This is a genomic window from Iodobacter arcticus (assembly GCF_042664895.1).
Lineage (GTDB): Bacteria > Pseudomonadota > Gammaproteobacteria > Burkholderiales > Chitinibacteraceae > Iodobacter > Iodobacter arcticus.
In genome coordinates this window covers 94,844-110,802 of record NZ_JBHTBQ010000046.1, presented here as the reverse complement: position 1 = coordinate 110,802, position 15,959 = coordinate 94,844, and the positions used below count along the sequence as shown (strand labels likewise).

The 15,959-nt window shown below is 50.0% G+C and carries 13 protein-coding genes; 6 read left to right on the top strand and 7 right to left on the bottom strand.

The window, feature by feature from the left end; all coding sequences use genetic code 11:
• Window positions 1-118: 118 nt before the first annotated feature.
• Window positions 119-1,624 (bottom strand): glycerol kinase GlpK, encoded by a 1,506-nt coding sequence (gene glpK / locus ACFQNF_RS20425; RefSeq protein ID WP_380190184.1) that lies wholly within the window; start codon window positions 1,622-1,624, stop codon window positions 119-121.
• A gap of 1,047 nt (window positions 1,625-2,671) precedes the next feature.
• Window positions 2,672-3,442 carry a DeoR/GlpR family DNA-binding transcription regulator gene (locus tag ACFQNF_RS20420; protein WP_380190182.1) on the bottom strand — a complete coding sequence of 257 codons (771 nt, stop codon included), beginning with the start codon at window positions 3,440-3,442 and terminating at the stop codon, window positions 2,672-2,674.
• Window positions 3,443-3,720: 278 nt separating this feature from the next.
• On the opposite strand from ACFQNF_RS20420, the gene glpD reads away from it, so the two are divergent.
• From glpD to ACFQNF_RS20400, 4 genes are all read left to right on the top strand, one after another.
• Window positions 3,721-5,241, top strand: coding sequence for a glycerol-3-phosphate dehydrogenase (gene glpD / locus ACFQNF_RS20415; protein ID WP_380190180.1), 1,521 nt, complete (start codon window positions 3,721-3,723; stop codon window positions 5,239-5,241).
• A gap of 9 nt (window positions 5,242-5,250) precedes the next feature.
• Window positions 5,251-6,132: a triose-phosphate isomerase gene (gene tpiA / locus ACFQNF_RS20410; RefSeq protein WP_380190178.1), complete on the top strand. Its 882-nt coding sequence runs from the start codon at window positions 5,251-5,253 to the stop codon at window positions 6,130-6,132.
• A 345-nt stretch (window positions 6,133-6,477) separates the two neighbouring features.
• The gene (locus ACFQNF_RS20405; RefSeq protein WP_380190177.1) at window positions 6,478-8,589 is read left to right on the top strand and encodes a hypothetical protein; all 2,112 of its coding nucleotides are present in this window, start codon (window positions 6,478-6,480) and stop codon (window positions 8,587-8,589) included.
• A gap of 22 nt (window positions 8,590-8,611) precedes the next feature.
• Entirely contained in the window at window positions 8,612-10,093 is a 1,482-nt protein-coding gene (locus tag ACFQNF_RS20400) for a hypothetical protein (protein ID WP_380190175.1), read from the top strand.
• 76 nt (window positions 10,094-10,169) lie between these two features.
• On the opposite strand, the gene ACFQNF_RS20395 is transcribed toward ACFQNF_RS20400, so the two are convergent.
• On the bottom strand, window positions 10,170-10,754 hold the full coding sequence (locus ACFQNF_RS20395) for an RBBP9/YdeN family alpha/beta hydrolase (RefSeq protein WP_380190173.1): 585 nt from the start codon (window positions 10,752-10,754) through the stop codon (window positions 10,170-10,172).
• 324 nt (window positions 10,755-11,078) lie between these two features.
• Between ACFQNF_RS20395 and ACFQNF_RS20390 the strand changes: the two genes are divergently transcribed.
• The gene (locus tag ACFQNF_RS20390; RefSeq protein WP_380190171.1) at window positions 11,079-11,384 is read left to right on the top strand and encodes a hypothetical protein; all 306 of its coding nucleotides are present in this window, start codon (window positions 11,079-11,081) and stop codon (window positions 11,382-11,384) included.
• Window positions 11,385-11,429: 45 nt separating this feature from the next.
• The gene (locus ACFQNF_RS20385; RefSeq protein WP_380190169.1) at window positions 11,430-12,038 is read left to right on the top strand and encodes a DUF3592 domain-containing protein; all 609 of its coding nucleotides are present in this window, start codon (window positions 11,430-11,432) and stop codon (window positions 12,036-12,038) included.
• A 21-nt stretch (window positions 12,039-12,059) separates the two neighbouring features.
• Here ACFQNF_RS20385 and ACFQNF_RS20380 read toward each other — a convergent pair whose 3' ends face one another.
• From ACFQNF_RS20380 to ACFQNF_RS20365, 4 genes are all read right to left on the bottom strand, one after another.
• Entirely contained in the window at window positions 12,060-12,479 is a 420-nt protein-coding gene (locus tag ACFQNF_RS20380) for a GNAT family N-acetyltransferase (RefSeq protein WP_380190167.1), read from the bottom strand.
• Window positions 12,480-12,686: 207 nt separating this feature from the next.
• Window positions 12,687-13,106: a DUF1398 domain-containing protein gene (locus ACFQNF_RS20375; protein ID WP_380190165.1), complete on the bottom strand. Its 420-nt coding sequence runs from the start codon at window positions 13,104-13,106 to the stop codon at window positions 12,687-12,689.
• Window positions 13,107-13,348: 242 nt separating this feature from the next.
• Window positions 13,349-14,956 carry a GDYXXLXY domain-containing protein gene (locus ACFQNF_RS20370; protein ID WP_380190163.1) on the bottom strand — a complete coding sequence of 536 codons (1,608 nt, stop codon included), beginning with the start codon at window positions 14,954-14,956 and terminating at the stop codon, window positions 13,349-13,351.
• Window positions 14,953-15,954, bottom strand: coding sequence for a DUF2157 domain-containing protein (locus ACFQNF_RS20365; RefSeq protein ID WP_380190161.1), 1,002 nt, complete (start codon window positions 15,952-15,954; stop codon window positions 14,953-14,955). The genes ACFQNF_RS20370 and ACFQNF_RS20365 overlap by 4 nt, the downstream gene beginning before the upstream one ends.
• Between the last annotated feature and the right edge of the window lie 5 nt (window positions 15,955-15,959).

Genomic DNA, 15,959 nt, shown 5'->3' with positions numbered 1-15,959 from the left:
CTCTTTGCTGAGGAAGACGGTTTTCTCTATTAATACGCTTATTCGAATCATCGTAGGGCGGGTGAAACTCGCGTGTTTTTCAGCCTCGCTCGCGGGTTTCTCACGTTCTACAGCTCTATTAATCCGTTTCGTGATTAGCCCAAGTTTTGGTGGCTTCTACTGCGCGGTGCCAACCTTTAAGCAGCTTGCCCGAGTCTTCTGCACTCATTTGGCTGCTAAAACGCGTGTCTAGCTGCCATTGGCTTTGCACGTCTTCAATACTCTTCCAATAACCCACGGCAAGGCCGGCTAAATAAGCCGCGCCAAGGGCGGTGGTTTCGGTAATTTTTGGGCGGATCACATCAGTGCCCAGAATGTCGGCCTGAAATTGCATCAAGAGTGGGTTTACACTTGCGCCACCATCTACGCGTAGCTCAGGAATGCTGATGCCTGCATCGGCTTCCATCGCTTTTAATACATCGGCCGTTTGGTAAGCGATGCTATCAAGTGCTGCGCGGGCGATGTGGGCTGACTTTGTACCCAGCGTTGCGCCAAATAGCGAGCCACGCGCGTCCTGATTCCAGTGTGGTGCACCAAGGCCCGCAAAGGCAGGTACGAGGTAGACACCATTGCTGTCTTTTACCTGGCCCACTAATTCATTGACTTCAGAAGACTTACTAATCATGCCTAAGCCATCACGCAGCCATTGCACTACTGCGCCGCCAATAAAAATACTGCCTTCCAGCGCGTATTCAACACGGTCGCCAATTTGCCAGGCGATGGTGGTCAGCAGATTGTTTTTAGAAATGATCGGTGTAACGCCGGTATTCATCATCATAAAGCAGCCCGTGCCGTAGGTGTTTTTGACCATGCCGGGGCGGGTACATTGCTGACCAAAGAGGGCGGCCTGCTGATCGCCTGCAATGCCGGATAGAGGCACGCGGCTACCCAACATCGATTCATGGGTATGGCCGTAAATTTCGCTAGAGGAGCGTACTTCCGGCAGGATGCTGGCCGGAATATCCATCAGCTCCAGCATGTCTTTATCCCAAGTCAGTGTCTGGATGTTAAACAGCATGGTGCGGGATGCATTTGATACATCAGTCACATGCACTTCGCCGTGGGTGTAGTTCCAGATCAGCCAGCTATCAATTGTGCCGAAAGCCAGCTTGCCCGCATTAGCCAGCTCGCGTGCGCCTTCTACATTATCTAAAATCCACTTGATTTTGCTGCCAGAAAAATAAGCATCAACCGGCAGGCCGGTTTTGGCGCGGATCGATGCTTCAAGGCCTTGGGCTTTAATTTCATCGCAATATTGCGCAGTGCGGCGATCTTGCCAAACGATGGCGTTATAGACCGGCTGGCCGGTTTCACGATTCCACACCACGGTGGTTTCGCGCTGATTGGTAATGCCAATGCCGGCGATTTGAGTGCTATCAATATTGGCGCGGGTAATGGCTTCGTGGGCCACGGTGGATTGCCCAACCCAGATTTCAAGTGCGTCGTGCTCTACCCAGCCCGGCTGAGGATATATTTGTTTGAATTCTTTTTGCGTCATCGAAATGATGTCGCCTGCCTGATTAAACAAAATTGCGCGTGAGCTGGTTGTGCCTTGGTCAAGCGCCAAAATGTATTTGTTTTCCACTTCTATCCCCTTTGCTTTAGGCGGCAAGCGATGTGTTATGAGTGTGCTTTTGTATGAATTGCTGGCTTTATTAAAACCAGTCAGATCAGGAAGTGTTGTGTGATGTTCGTTTCTGATCGTTTCTGATTTTAATCGTTGTATGCTTGATTTATATCAGGGGATACCGCAACTTGTAATCAGAAAAAATAGACTACAAAAGCAAAATAATGAGGTTTTACGGGGGGTGAAGCGGGGTAAATGTTTCTTTAGATTTGTTGCATTTTTATGAAAAACGAGGAAAAAAGGTTTAGGCCATGCAGAAATTACGGTTTTTTATGCGGTGGATTGATTGTTTTTGATTGCAAAGAGAGGTACATCTCTGCATGAGGGGGGAGTCGGAGATCAAAAGCGCTTGTTTCAGTGAAGCTACAAATTGGGGATTTTAACTTAAGCTTTCGCCGTGAAAGCGATTAAAGCCATGTGGGTCAACTTAGCTCAACGTCATTGATGATGCTCCGTAGGACGGATGAAACCCAACCCTATCAACTTAAGGTCAAAAATCGCCAAGGCTTGGTTCTGCGCAACGACTGCGTCGTTGCACACCCTGTTAAAGCTTAACGCCTAAGCTGGTTTTCTCCGTGAAACGCTGTGCTTTCTGTGGTTCAAGATTTGGGTTTCGCTAAGTTAAGTCGCTTAAATTGATAGGACTGGGGTGAAACCCGCTTTTATAAAGTGAGATGCTACGAAATCGGCGGGTTTCACCCCATACGCATTAACCAAATTGCTTTTCATTAACGAACAGCGAAAAAACGTATTGTCGCTCTTTGCACGGGGCTTTTAGAGTTCTGAAGTCGCGACACGAGGTACAAGCGGGCGGGGTTTCTTTGATGCCTGTCTGAGCGAGTTTGCGAGTGAGTTCCGCAGCCGCCGGCTCGATTGTTCGCCGATGAAGGGCTTTCGTGCTTTTGGGGTTTCACCCGTGCTACGAATAACGTACATATTGCATAAACCAATATGTTTGGTGCCCTAATATTGGGGCCTCTCTTTCACAAGAGCTAAGCTTCAATCTTAATGAGGCGTTTCTGCAATATAGAGTTGGGTTTTTGATTCTTTAATGACCGCTTCCATCGCCGCATCGACGGGTTGGTCGGTAAATAAGGCGGTGATCTGTGATAAATGGCCTTGGCGGGCGAGGGCTGGGCGGCCGAATTTGGAGTGATCGGCCACCAAAAACACATGCCGTGATTGTTTGATGATCGCTTCGGCGGTGCGTACTTCTCTAAAGTCAAAATCACGCAGCGTGCCGTCGGTTTCGATGCTGGAAATGCCGATGATGCCGTAATCCACTTTAAATTGATTAATAAAGTCGATGGTGGCCTCGCCAGTAATACCTCTGTCCCGCCCACGCACCATGCCACCCGCAATAATCACCTCACAGTCGTGATAGGTGCACATCATCGCGGCCACATTCAGATTATTAGTAATTACATGCAGGCCATGGTGATGGCGCAGCGCCTTGGCGACTTCTTCGGTAGTGGTGCCCAGATTAATAAATAAAGACGCATTATTAGGAATATGTGCGGCCACCAACTCGGCAATTCTTTGTTTTTCTTCGATCAGCAGCACTTGCCTTGCGGCATAGGCCACGTTTTCTACGCTGGATAAAGTGCTTACCCCACCATGCAGCTTTTGCACCAGCTTGTTTTCAACCAGCTGATGAATATCGCGGCGAATCGTTTGCTGGGTGACATCAAAGTGTTCAGCCAGCTTATCTACGCTGACATATGCCTCTCTTTGTACCCATTTTAAAAGTTCCTGCTGGCGTAGATTCAAAATCATGCTGCGTCTCTTTGGCTAGTTGTACTGAGCGTCTTGATCCCGCTCGCGGGGGAAAGCACTTTGAATAAAAAAACAGTGATGTTGTTTCTTGTTCCAAGTTTAACAAGCCAGTGACGACTATGCGATGGGGGAAGCCTGCAAGATGCAAAAAAGCGTGTAGGGGTTTTCCATAGCAAACATATTAGAAAATATAATGTTAGTATTTTGTTGTTTTGTATTTGTTTATGTACAAATACGATCAATAATGAATCATTGCATCGCATCCGGGGCAGAAAAGCGTGGAAGAGAAAATTTACGATGTATTAGTAGTGGGTGGTGGCATTAATGGGGTTGGGATTGCGCGTGATGCGGCTGGCCGTGGTTTATCTGTGTGCCTGTGCGAAAAAGACGATCTGGCGCAGCACACCTCGTCGGCCAGCTCCAAGCTAATTCACGGTGGCTTACGCTATCTGGAATATTACGAATTTGGCTTGGTTCGCAAGGCGCTGCAAGAGCGCGAAGTGCTGCTGGATTTAGCCCCGCATATTATCTGGCCGCTGCGCTTTGTGATGCCGCACGACCCTACTGGCCGTCCAAAGTGGCTGATCCGTACTGGTTTGTTTCTTTATGATCATTTGGCCAGTCGCAAAGTTTTGCGTGGTACAGAAACGATTCGCTTTGATCGCCATGCCTCTGGCAAACCATTAAAAGCGGGTTACACCCACGGTTTTGCCTATTCAGATGGCTGGGTGCAAGACGCCCGCTTAGTGGTACTGAATGCGATGGATGCGGTAGAACACGGGGCCGTGGTGCATACCCAAACGGCGTGCGTGGCGGCTAAGCGTGAAAAAGGCGTTTGGCATTGCACTTTGCAAGGCGATAGTGGTAGGGGGGGCGTGCAGCAAGTAAAAGCCCGCACGGTGGTGAATGCGGCGGGTGCCTGGGTGGAGTCGGTGCTTAAAAATGTGGTCGGCCAGAAATCGGCCCATGCGCTGCGCTTGGTGAAAGGCAGCCATATTGTGGTGAAAAAGCTATTTGATCACCCTGATGCCTATATTTTTCAAAACCCCGATAAGCGCATTATTTTTGCGATTCCTTATGAAAAAGACTTCACCCTGATTGGCACCACCGATGTGGAATACCACGCTGATCCGGCTAGAGTAAGCATCGATAAAGACGAAATTGCTTACCTCTGCCAAATGAGTAATCGCTACTTTGAGCAGCAGATCAGCCCAAGCGATGTGGTGGCGACGTTTTCAGGCGTTCGCCCGCTGCTGGACGATGCTTCCGGCAATGCCGCTAGCGTGACCCGTGATTACTCACTGGAGTTTGATGCCAGTGAAGGCTTATTGTCAGTGTTTGGCGGCAAGATCACCACCTATCGCAAGCTGGCCGAGCAGGCGGTTGATTTACTTGCGCCGCATCTGGGTAATCATCACGCAACATGGAGCGCCAGCAAGCCTCTGCCGGGTGGTGATTTGTATGGCAGTTTCGAGCAGTTTATGCAAAAGCTAGCGAAAGATTATGCATGGATGCCGCAGGAAGTATTGCAGCGTTACGCTCGTACTTATGGATCGAGAACGCGCGTGCTACTTAAAGGCGCAAGGTGTGTGGCTGATTTGGGCGAGGAAATCCTGCCGAACCTCTATGCCGCCGAAGTGCGTTATTTAATGCAATTTGAATGGGCAAAAAGTGCTGAAGATATTCTGTGGCGCAGAACCAAGCTCAGGCTGCATCTGGCGACCAATGCCGATGAAGTACTGGCTAAGTGGCTGGCAAAAGCCGCCGTGCAGTCAGCAGATACAGCGCTTGTTTCATAAAAGGACACCATGATGCAAATAACAATAGATAGCCCAGATGCAACCATCAGCTGCCCAGTTAATTTAGCCGCGCCGCGCGCCAGAATGGTGGTGGCCAATTGGAAAATGTTTGGCAATCTGGCCTTGTGCCGCGAAAGCCTGCCGCGCCTATCTGCGGCCGTAATGGATAGCGTAGAGCTGGTGGTGTGTCCACCCGCGCCTTATCTGGGGGAAGTAGGGCGCTTGGCTGGCCGCTCAGGTGTGCATTATGGCGCTGGTGAAGTAGCAAGTGAATCTGTGCACTTGGAGGCGGAGGAGCTAGAGAGCCGATCCAGAGTGCATTATGGTGCGCAAGATGTCGCGGAAGTCACTCATGGCGCACGCACTGGCGAGTGGTCGGCAGATATGCTGGCGGAGCTAGGCTGCCGTTACGCTATTGTGGGGCATTCCGAGCGGCGAGATCGCCACCGCGAATGCAATCAAACTGTGGCGGTAAAAGCGGCCATGTGTATTGCCGCTGGCGTGATTCCCATTGTGTGTGTGGGTGAAACCATGAGCGATCGAGAATCGGGCCAGACGGAAGCCGTTTTGGCCGAGCAGTTGACCGCCATTTTGCAGTTAATGAAAAAGAACGCCATGTTCGTGCTTGCTTACGAACCGGTCTGGGCCATTGGCACAGGTCTTGCCGCTACACCAGAAATGGCGCAAGACGTACATGCATTCTTACGGCAGCAATTAGCAACGTTCTCACCCGTATGGGCCGAATCGGTGACGATTTTATACGGCGGCAGCGTAAAAGCGGACAACGCCGCATCGCTATTTGCCATGCCCGATATTGATGGCGGATTGGTGGGCGGAGCCTCATTAAACGTAGATGACTTGCTGACAATTTATCGGGCTGCTTCTATTTGATGATTGCGCTACGCTCAGCGTAAAAACCCGCCAAGCACGATGCTGGCGGGTTTTTTTATTGCCTTGATGTCAGTAAGTCATCTGCTATTTTTGTTTTAAATTCTTTCTTTATTATTTAATATGCTTACATATTTATATTTTCGTGCTGTCTTATAATTAAATATTCCATTGTGGTATGAGGTACTCAAACTATATTAATTTCACTTATTTAGCTGGGCTTGCTGTCATCAGGCCATTGCTTCTGATACCTATCTGCAATTTTGTTGGTGTTGGGTTTCGGTGTCTTAATCCACCCCCTGCTTTTAATGGGTGGCATTCCTTGTATGGCCTGTTTAATTGGAGCAAATGATGCAAAATACCTGGATCAAAACGAACAACGTCGCTCAATACCAAGAAGCCAACTGGGCTAACTGGATAGGTACAAAAGCATGCGGTAGCGTGGAGGAGGCTCAGGCTTACGCCGCGCAGAATGCTGAAATCAGCTTCTTTTTTTATTGTCGTCAAAATATGGTACTCACCAATGGCCGCAGCTTTAGCCCAGGGGACGCCGCGTTTTTCTCCGGCCAGCCTTGGTTTGGTAGCGCACCACAATGCGATTCTTATCAGAAAGTGGTGTTTAATACGCCTGCATTTATTAATGATTTCCCGGTTGGCGCGCCGCAAAATGATGCCACTTGCCTGCAATGGAACACCAATATCAGCGGTTTTACGGCCCAAGCCATTATGGGCGATCCTTGGAATTTGCTTTACGCTAGCAATCAAACATCCTATTTCGATACGAATTTCACCACCATTCCCAGCACCGCTACCGCGGCTTTAATTCATTGGACGGCTTTTCCAAACCGCCTGAGCCAATATCTGGGCAAAGGCGCTTACCCTGCAAATCCTTATAACTATTCGTCGAAACAATTATTTGCGATTGCCGACCAATACGGCACCACCGAAGTGCCTATCCCTGCTTTCAAAAATATCCCTACTCAGCTTTGCCCGCAAGCCACATGGAGTAGCGAGCTGCATATGTACGGCCCGTATGGCCCGCGCGGCTGGCAGGATGAGTATTGCGAATGGAGCGTGGTGCGTGATCCGCAAAGCAATAAAATCACCCGCATTGATCTGACCTGCGAAAACCCGGAATACTGGAACACGCTGTGGATGATTGATCCGCAAAAAGTGGCCGATGTGTATTCGTCCACCCTCAGCTTTGGCGCGCCTGCTTCGGCCCAAGTGGTGGTGCCTCTTAGCGATTTGTATTTGCTCGATCCGGTGACTAAAGCCGTAGTGATCGATCCATCTACGGGCCGTCCTGCTTATAACCCGTTGAATAAATGGAATAGCGGCCCTGTTGCCGTGCGAGGTAGCCGTAATAATTATGGCGGAGCGATGCATCTGACCAGCACGCCAAATACCCTGCAAACAGAAATGGCTTTGGCTGGCGGTGCAACCATTCAGCGTAATTGCGGCAATAGCGTGCCGCAAACGCTGATTTGTTGTGCGCAATACGGGCAGGCCTATCGCAATAGCGATCCGCATATCGGGCAATCGGTGAATCAGGCGATTGGCGGGCAGTTAACCGGCTTTCCCTGCAAAGCCGCGCTGGCCAATCCAACGGGCTTATATATTCAGGTGCCTGATTTAAGCGGCTTTACCCTACCTGCAGATCCCAAACTGCCAGCAGGCGCTTCGGCTCAGGATTGCTGGCAAATTGTGCGTGGCTCGGCAGAATTAACTGATCCGGTGACGGGCATGTTGTTTGGTGCAACGAGCGCGTCGCCACAAAATGGCGGCAATTTTGTGCTGCATGCGGTGTTTCAACTGCCGCAATCCTGGGTGGCTGCGGGCGTGTCGTTTACGATTGGCGATATCACCGATGCATCGGGCGAGCCCATTCAGTGGGGCGGCCAGCTTACCCAGCAAATGTCGATTGGCCTGTGGGCGCGCCCGATACAGGTTGCGGCAGCGCCTGCGAATGAGGCTTGCGTCTTACCACCTCCTGCAGGTGTGGCCCCGCCAGCAACGCCGGTGCCGCCAGATTATGCTCAGCCCTTACAGCTGTTTCACTCGGCCATTTGGAGTGCTTACTTTAATACCCAGGTTAGCAATCCGATGAATACGCCGATTTCGCTGGCGAGCAACTCCACCCTGATTGCACCGATTGCCCGGCTTGGGCAAAGCAATATTCCGATGGTGCTTACTTGCACCACGGCTCAGCTTGGCCCACAGGGGCAGTTGCCAGCGGTTGATTTTGGGCCGGATATCACGGTGGTGGTGAGTAACTTTAATGACAATGTGAATTACGCCGTGCCGGGCAACTCCTACCCATCCCAATGCGCTTCACTCAATTTGCAGGTGAGCATTGGGGCCAATGCGGCGCTCGGGCTGCGTGGTTTAGCGCTGACTAACTATGGGGACACGGCGCAAGCGCCTATGTCGGCCTTGTTAAATATTATTCCGGCTTGATCACTGCATAAAGAGGTTTGCCATGCGCTTATTGAATCGTTGGAGGGGATCCGCGTGTATTGGAGGGGCGGCGGGCTTGTTGCTTGGGGTGCTTGGGGCTGCAGCCAATGCAGCTTGCCCAACGTGGGCGGGGGTGCCGGTTTTGCAGCCTATTATTCCTTGCGACTCACAGGGTACCAATCAGAACGCTTTCAATAATCTGGCATGGCAGCAATTTATAACGCTTAACTGGGTGGCTGACCCTAGTTTACCGGGGCAGCCGGATAACAGCGTGCCTGCTGCTGCTTTTGGGGTGGCAGGCTCGCTCAACCCTGTGGTTTGGGAAAGCTATAAGGAATCTTCAGAGGTATTTCGCCCGAATGGCGCGCCCCCTTTGCCTTGGGCGAATAAACAGGAGACTCCCTTGGCTATGCGCTCTTTAATGAAAAGTAAAACCCTGAAAGCCACCTCGGCTTTGGGGGTGAAGGGCTTGTATTTGACGTCTAAATTTGGCGCATCTCCCGTGCCCCCATTAAAAGACATTGCCGAGGCAGGCACCAATGGGGCATGGCTGACTGCGCAGCCTAAGATGAATAATTACGTCACCCTGTTTGAAAAACGACTTAATCAGGATGAGTACAATTATATCAATCAGAATCAGCTGTATGTCGCTAATAAACAGCCCGCATTTGCTACCACACAGGGGCTGAATCTGCCTGATGGCTCGGCAACGTTCTCAACTTATGGCACGGTGGGCGCGATTGAAATCAAGGCAGCCTGGATAGAATTGGATGATCCTACGCTCTGGCCGATGTTTAAAACATCCAAAGCATGGGTGAGTTATCCGATTACAGGCGGCGGCAATACAACGCCTAAGCAGGTGACCGTGGGTTTGGTGGCTTTGCATATTATTCGCAAAACGCCCAATGCCCAGCAGTTTATGTGGAGCACTTTTGAGCATGTTTATAATGCGCCCAGCAAAAATGAGCTAAGCGCGCCGCCTCTGTCTTGGTATACCTATTACAACCTGAGCTGTAATCCGGCGACGGATTACTACAAATGTGTGCAAAATAAAATGCCGGTGGTGGGCACAGATCCTTATAGCGCACCAGTGCAAGTGGTGCGTACTACGCCGATCAGCAATACCACCGCCAATAATATTGCTGCACTTAATAGTAATACCTGGGCCACGATTAAAGCGGCCAATCCCAGCTCGGTATTTCTGAATTACCAGCTGGTGAATGTGCTTTGGCCCAATAACAACACCCCCATCTACCCCGGCGCGACGTCACCACTTCCCGATGGCAATGCCCAGCCACCGGTCGCCCAGCAACCCGTTGCTAATACGATATTGGAAACCTACCATCAAGATATCAATTGCCTGAGCTGCCATACTGGGGCAACAGTAGCAGGGCAGCAGCAAACCTTGGCGAGTGATTATTCATTCTTGTTTAGTGAAGCCAGTAATCCGGCGACTCAATCCAAAAAAAGCAAAAGTAAGCTGATGCGGGTGAAGTTGCCTTAAATTGTCATCCCCGAATGTTTTTATCGGGGATCCAGAGAAAATACTGGATCCCCGCCTGCGCGGGAATGAAGCTTTTCTAAGCGTGGTTGACGGATGTTTGAGCGTTGGCTCGCTCAAACATCCGGCGTAATTCTTCCAGCACCACCGGCAGGGTATCAAATCCTTCACCCAGCAAAAAATGCCCGCCATTTTTTATCGTTAAAAACCGCGCATCCAGCTGCTGGCTTAGCGCCTCGGTGAAGGCGAAAGAAATAGTGGCATCGTTATCCGACGCAATCACGCAGCGCTGTTTAATGTGCTGGCGTAAATGCGCTGTATTTAATGGCTGCGCGGTAAATTCATCCAGCTGAGGCAGCTTTGGCACGGCCTCAGCAAACCCCGCCACCAATACCACACCGCCAATGGCTTGATTTATCTGCTCTAAGTGCCGCAGCACGGTAATGCAGCCCAGGCTATGCCCCACAAAATAAACATCCTCATCATGCACCGCCACACTCTGCCTGATTGTAGCCAGCCATGCGTTTAAATCTGGCTGGCTGGAGTTCGGCATCGCCAGAATATGGCAAGCCACCCCAAGGCTGGTGAGCTGATCTTGTAACCAAGGAAACCAGTGATTTGAAGGTGCGGCGTCAAAGCCGTGGATGATGTAGAGGGTGGGCATGGTAGTTTTTGTTGGGGGGATTTATTTAAGGGGTGAGGCAATCTTATCAATTTAATTGCTGCGATGCAGAAAAGCCTTAGTCCTAAGCCATAGAGGGCCTGGAGCGTAGATGCTTATGCCTATAGGAGGTAATTCACTCTCAATGAGATACTGGCCGTGTAAAAGCCACGTGTATTTTCTCCTAATTATAAAACCCGTATTATTTCGTTTATTTTTAGTAGTAAAAAAGATACTGTACGTATGGAGTCTGGTATTTTTAATTAATTGTTTTTTTAGGCTAATATGGTAATGCTTAATATCTTATCAAAAATATAAGGATTCTTAATGAAACATTCCATTCCTGATTCGGTATTGGACTTTCCTTTCTCTGGTTTAATCATGTTTGTACTTGGTTTTTTGCTGTGGTTAGGTTGTGCTTATATGGCAATAGTAAGTGATTGGCCTCCTTTTTGGCTCCCTATGGAAATTCCTATGGCACTTATTCAGGGGTTTTCTGGTTCATTTATCGGTATAATTTTTGGTATTTTATTGATGGGCGGTGGGATTGTTTTTATGGGTACCTATGGGGTAATTAAGGGTTGGAAAATTCTTTCTGAATGGTATAAGTCTACTCAGTCTATCCAGCCTTAATGTCGATTTTCTTTATGCTAATTAATTTTTTTACGCTGATACGTTATGAGAAAAACTAAAAATGGAGTGTTGAGCCTTTATGTTTCTGTGGTGTCAATTCTGAGTTTTATAGGCGGAGGCTTCGCTATTTATTTTTCATTCATTTATGGCTACTCGCAATGGCAGGCTTATCAAAGCCAGCATTGGCCACATACAACGGCGGTTATTGAGAAAATTGATTTCATTTCATCTAAGCATAAGAGCAAAACGATATTTCATGCTCAAATTGACTACCGCTATTTTGTTGCACATCAAGTCTATAGGGGTGAGTACCAATCTAGTAGTACTGATACGTTGGCTGAGCAACAGGAACAATGGGCTGCATATTCTGTAGGCGGTCCGTTGAGCGTTGCGTATCAATCCTTTAATCCATCCGTGGTGTTCACACGTTTTGATCAGCACCCGTGGTGGTTGCATGCCATTAAAAGTGTTGGGTTGCTGTTGTTTAGTCTTTTGGTTTTTTGTATGGGAAGCGTGTTGTGTTTATCCATGCTGGGTATTACATATAAAGAGCCACGCGCGAGCAAACGTGAGCGAGCTGATTCGCAAAGGGAATGCAGGGAGAATGCGATTGCTCGTAAAAAAGCACAAGGCAGTCTGCGTAAAAAAGCATAGATGCCTTGTACTTGGGCGTATTTATATCGATCGCTTTAATAAATACGCGACCTCTTTGCCTTCATTTCCTCGTTGCCAGCCCTGTTGTGCATAAAAACGATCTGCTCGGGTATGGGGCGTGGTGCTTAATTTGATTTCTGGAGCGCCTTGGGTAAATAAATGATCTGTTGCCAGATTTAATAGCTGAGTGCCTATTCCTCTTCCTTCATATTCAGGCAGTACAAAGAGGGCCCAGATTGAATGGTCTGGGTAGGCTGCAATGGCAAAGCCCGTGGTTTCCCCTTCTATTTCGCAAAGCCATCCCTTGCCTTTATGCAGTAAAAACTGCTCATACATGGCTGTGCTGATAAGAGTAGGGTCAGATAGCGTGTTTTCTTTAACGGCTAGACGAATCCGGGAAAGGGCGGGGATATCGTCTTGAGTGGCAAGTCTGAAGTTCATGGTGGGGAGGCTTAAGTAAGGTGTTTATTGCTTGGCAGAATTAAAAAGGTTAATGCCAATGGTGGGGTTAGTGAAGTACTTGCGGCTTAGGGCTTCTATATATCGTCATTCCCGTGTGCTGTTGGCGGGAATCCAGTAGCGCGGCTGGATCCCCGATAAAAACATTCGGGGATGACGGTTATGTTTGAGATTGGTTTGTGGGCTAGCTTATGGCTTTATAGTCACTGCAGGGTAAGACTCGACATAGACTTCATCGGCAGCACCGTAATAGGTGCAGGTCCGTGCTAATAAATCCACATCATAGCGAACAACGCCTGCCAACCAAGTGGCATTTAAAAACTCAGGGAAAGTACTTTCTCCTGCTTGATCAATTCTTAGGGCTGAAATTAAGGCGGCTTCATTAAATAGCGGAATATCAGCGACACCGGAAAGTAAAGGCGTGCCTTGCATTACAACAGGCCCTAAGTTTGTGGTAAAGATGCTTTGGCAGGCAGGGAGCGCCCAAGTATTACGCGTGACACCCGCTTGTCTAAGGACTTCCGCTAGATAAGGAAAGCCACCTACTTTTGGGCGGATTGTGGCGGCATATTGCATGGCGGATTCTATGTTTTTAATCGCATTGCTCATGTTTATTCCTAATTAGCTGGATGATTAATAGGGCGTGATTTTCGTAGGGTGTGCAAGCGCTTTTCTTGCGCACCGGCCCTTTGCGCTCCGACTTCGTCATTTCGCATTCTACGAAAAACGTATGATTGAAAAGCGTAGGATAATTTATACCAAAGTACTTATAAAAAAACCAAGGGTTGACGGTTTTTTTGCCGCCTGAGATGTATGTTGGTTTAGCTACAAAGTATTTAATTAATTACGATTCAAAGCCCTTTTAACCCCTCTCCCTTCAGCCCCACCAGCAAGGCCTTTCCATCAGGCATCACTCTAAATTCACCGTATCGGGCTTGCGCCCAGCGGTTGGCTTCGCCTTCTTTAAAAAACCATGCGTCGCTAACGATGACCCAGCTGCCGTTTTTGGGGCTGAGTTCGATTTTGAATTCGTCTGCCGCCAGTGGCTCGCCATGGTCGATACGCCGGGCGCTGCCGATGTTTTGCTTATCTCTTTTCATGATGATAAAAGGGCGGGATGGATTGCTTATGTCGCCAACTGACGGGGTATCAAAGGGGATTTGAAAATTAAGCTGCATAAAATCGCCCTGCATCAGGGAGCGTGGGTCGACCGGGGCGAGCGAGATATACAGCGGCTGGCCGTGGGCGATTAGGTCTTCTTTTTGCCAGATGCCGATATTGGCGACCAGTAAGACGCTTGCGGCTGTGAGTGCAATACCAATTTTTTGGCGAGGGTTAATGCTCTGCGCTGGGGGAGCAGGAGTGGATGCTTTTGGGGCCAGTGCTCGCCATGCAATCGCAGCAAGCAGGCTACCTGCCAGCATAAAAAGCAGGGCTTTATTGGCGAGTGACCAGTTCAGCTGGTAGTAAAACGCACCAATAATCCATGCGGCGGCAAGGCCCGCGGTACTTGCTATGCGCCAGCGTCCGGCGATTAGGCTGATGGATAGGCCCAGCAATACCGCGCCAAGTGCGGGCATAAACCAAGCCAGTACAAGCAAAATCAGCACCGCAGCGGCGTAGGGGCGCAGAGCAGGCCAGCTGCGCCACAGCAAAAATCCCGCAGCCAAAGTAAGGAGGGATGAGCTAAGCGCAAATAGGCCGCTGGTCGTTACCGATTGAGGCGCTACTTCGTTCATGACGTCAGCAAAAACGCTATTGCTCAGGCTGGCCCCAACTAGAAAAGTCATGCCAGAGCTAAAGGCCAGCCCCGCCAGCGTAACTAACAGCCAGCCAGTGAAAAATGATTCAAAAGCGGCGGCGGCTAAGGCTTTTGCACCATCTATAAGGAGCACGTGCTGCACTGCAATGGCCAGCAACCACAGTAAGAGCAGGGCATGCAGCGCAATCCATAGCTCGGCATAGGCGTTATGGCCATTTTTCATGTAGATAAGAATGGCGCTGCCTGTGAGCGCGGCCGATGCTGCACCCAGTAAAACACGCAGCCAAGGCCTAGGAATGGCCCAAGTTAGCCCGCCCGCTAGTAGCGCCAGCATGGTGCAGGCAAGGGCGCTGGGTAAATGTTCAAACAGACCGTAGGCCAAGAGCGAAGATCCCACGATGAGCGCGGGGATGGCGAGCTGTTCTACAAACAAAGGGATATCTTGGCCGCGTAATAGCAGGATGGCTGCGGCTAAAACCATCAGCCCCACGATATACGGCCCTGCCACATTATGCATAATGGTGTCGCCTAGCATGAGGCCAACCACAATTAAGAGTGGGATTGCGGCTAGCCATGCGCCTAAGGCGGTGAGCAGCACCACGGGCCAAGGCCGGCTTTCTGGGGTTTCGACACGGGCATCGCTAGGGAGTAGACCGGCAGCGATGGCTTGTTTTAGGAATTGCGCTTGATCGCTCATACGGCCTTGGCTTGGCGCTTAGAAAGGCGCAGTAGGATGCTGACGGTAAAGGCGAGTAAGCCAGCGGCGACAAGGCCAATGAGCAATATTTTACCAATCGTTTCGTTGTCGTAGCGGTCATGAAACAGCAGCTTGCTTAGGCCAGACACCAGCAAAATATTCAGGCAGAGACCAATGATGCTTAGGCCATAAATATCAAAAGTAGCGGGCTGTACCAGCGCAGCGGCGGCAATGGCAAAGAGGAGTAAGCCAAGGTAGTAAAGCGTGCTGGCATCGTGCATAAAAAGTGATGTGAAAGCGCTGCTGCAAATCATCACGCTGCTCAGCGTAAGGGCGGTGCGAAACGCCCAAGGGCCGCTGCCTTTTAGGTTATGGATATTTGGCTGAGCACGGAAAGGGTTTAAGTAAGGCATCTTAGGGCTAAGCAATAAGGTAAGCAGCAGAGCACTGCTCCAGCCCAGTAAGAAAATCCGCGTATCCTCCTGCTCAAATCGCCAGCGATGCCCGGTATGTGCGTGTATCCACAAAGAAATACCGGTGCTGACCACCAAGGCCCAAGGCGTCCACAGCACGTCGCTTTGGGCGCTAAAGCACAGCGGCAGGGCCAAAATGCCCCACACGGCAAACAGCTGCCAAGGGTCTGCGCCGGTTTGATACGTTTGCCCAAAGTAAGCAAATAGACCGCCGATAGACAGTAGGGCCAATAAGCAGAAGGGGACACGGGCCTTTGCCAGCCCAAGCGCGCCCACACACAATAAAATACACAGCGATTGCAGTAAGACAAAATGACCTGTCCGCCCCAGCGTATCCCAATTAGCGGCAATCCAAAAAATCAGCCCTAGGCCAAATAGTGCCGCAGCCGCAACGGCCATCCCGCGAGGCAGGCGGCTGGCGATGGCACTGGCGTCTGGCTCGGCTAGTTGCCGTAATTTTTGAGTGGTCGCTGCGTCTAGCTGGTATTTCGCTGCTAGCGCGTAAAGGGTAAGGCGCTGGTCCATGCTTT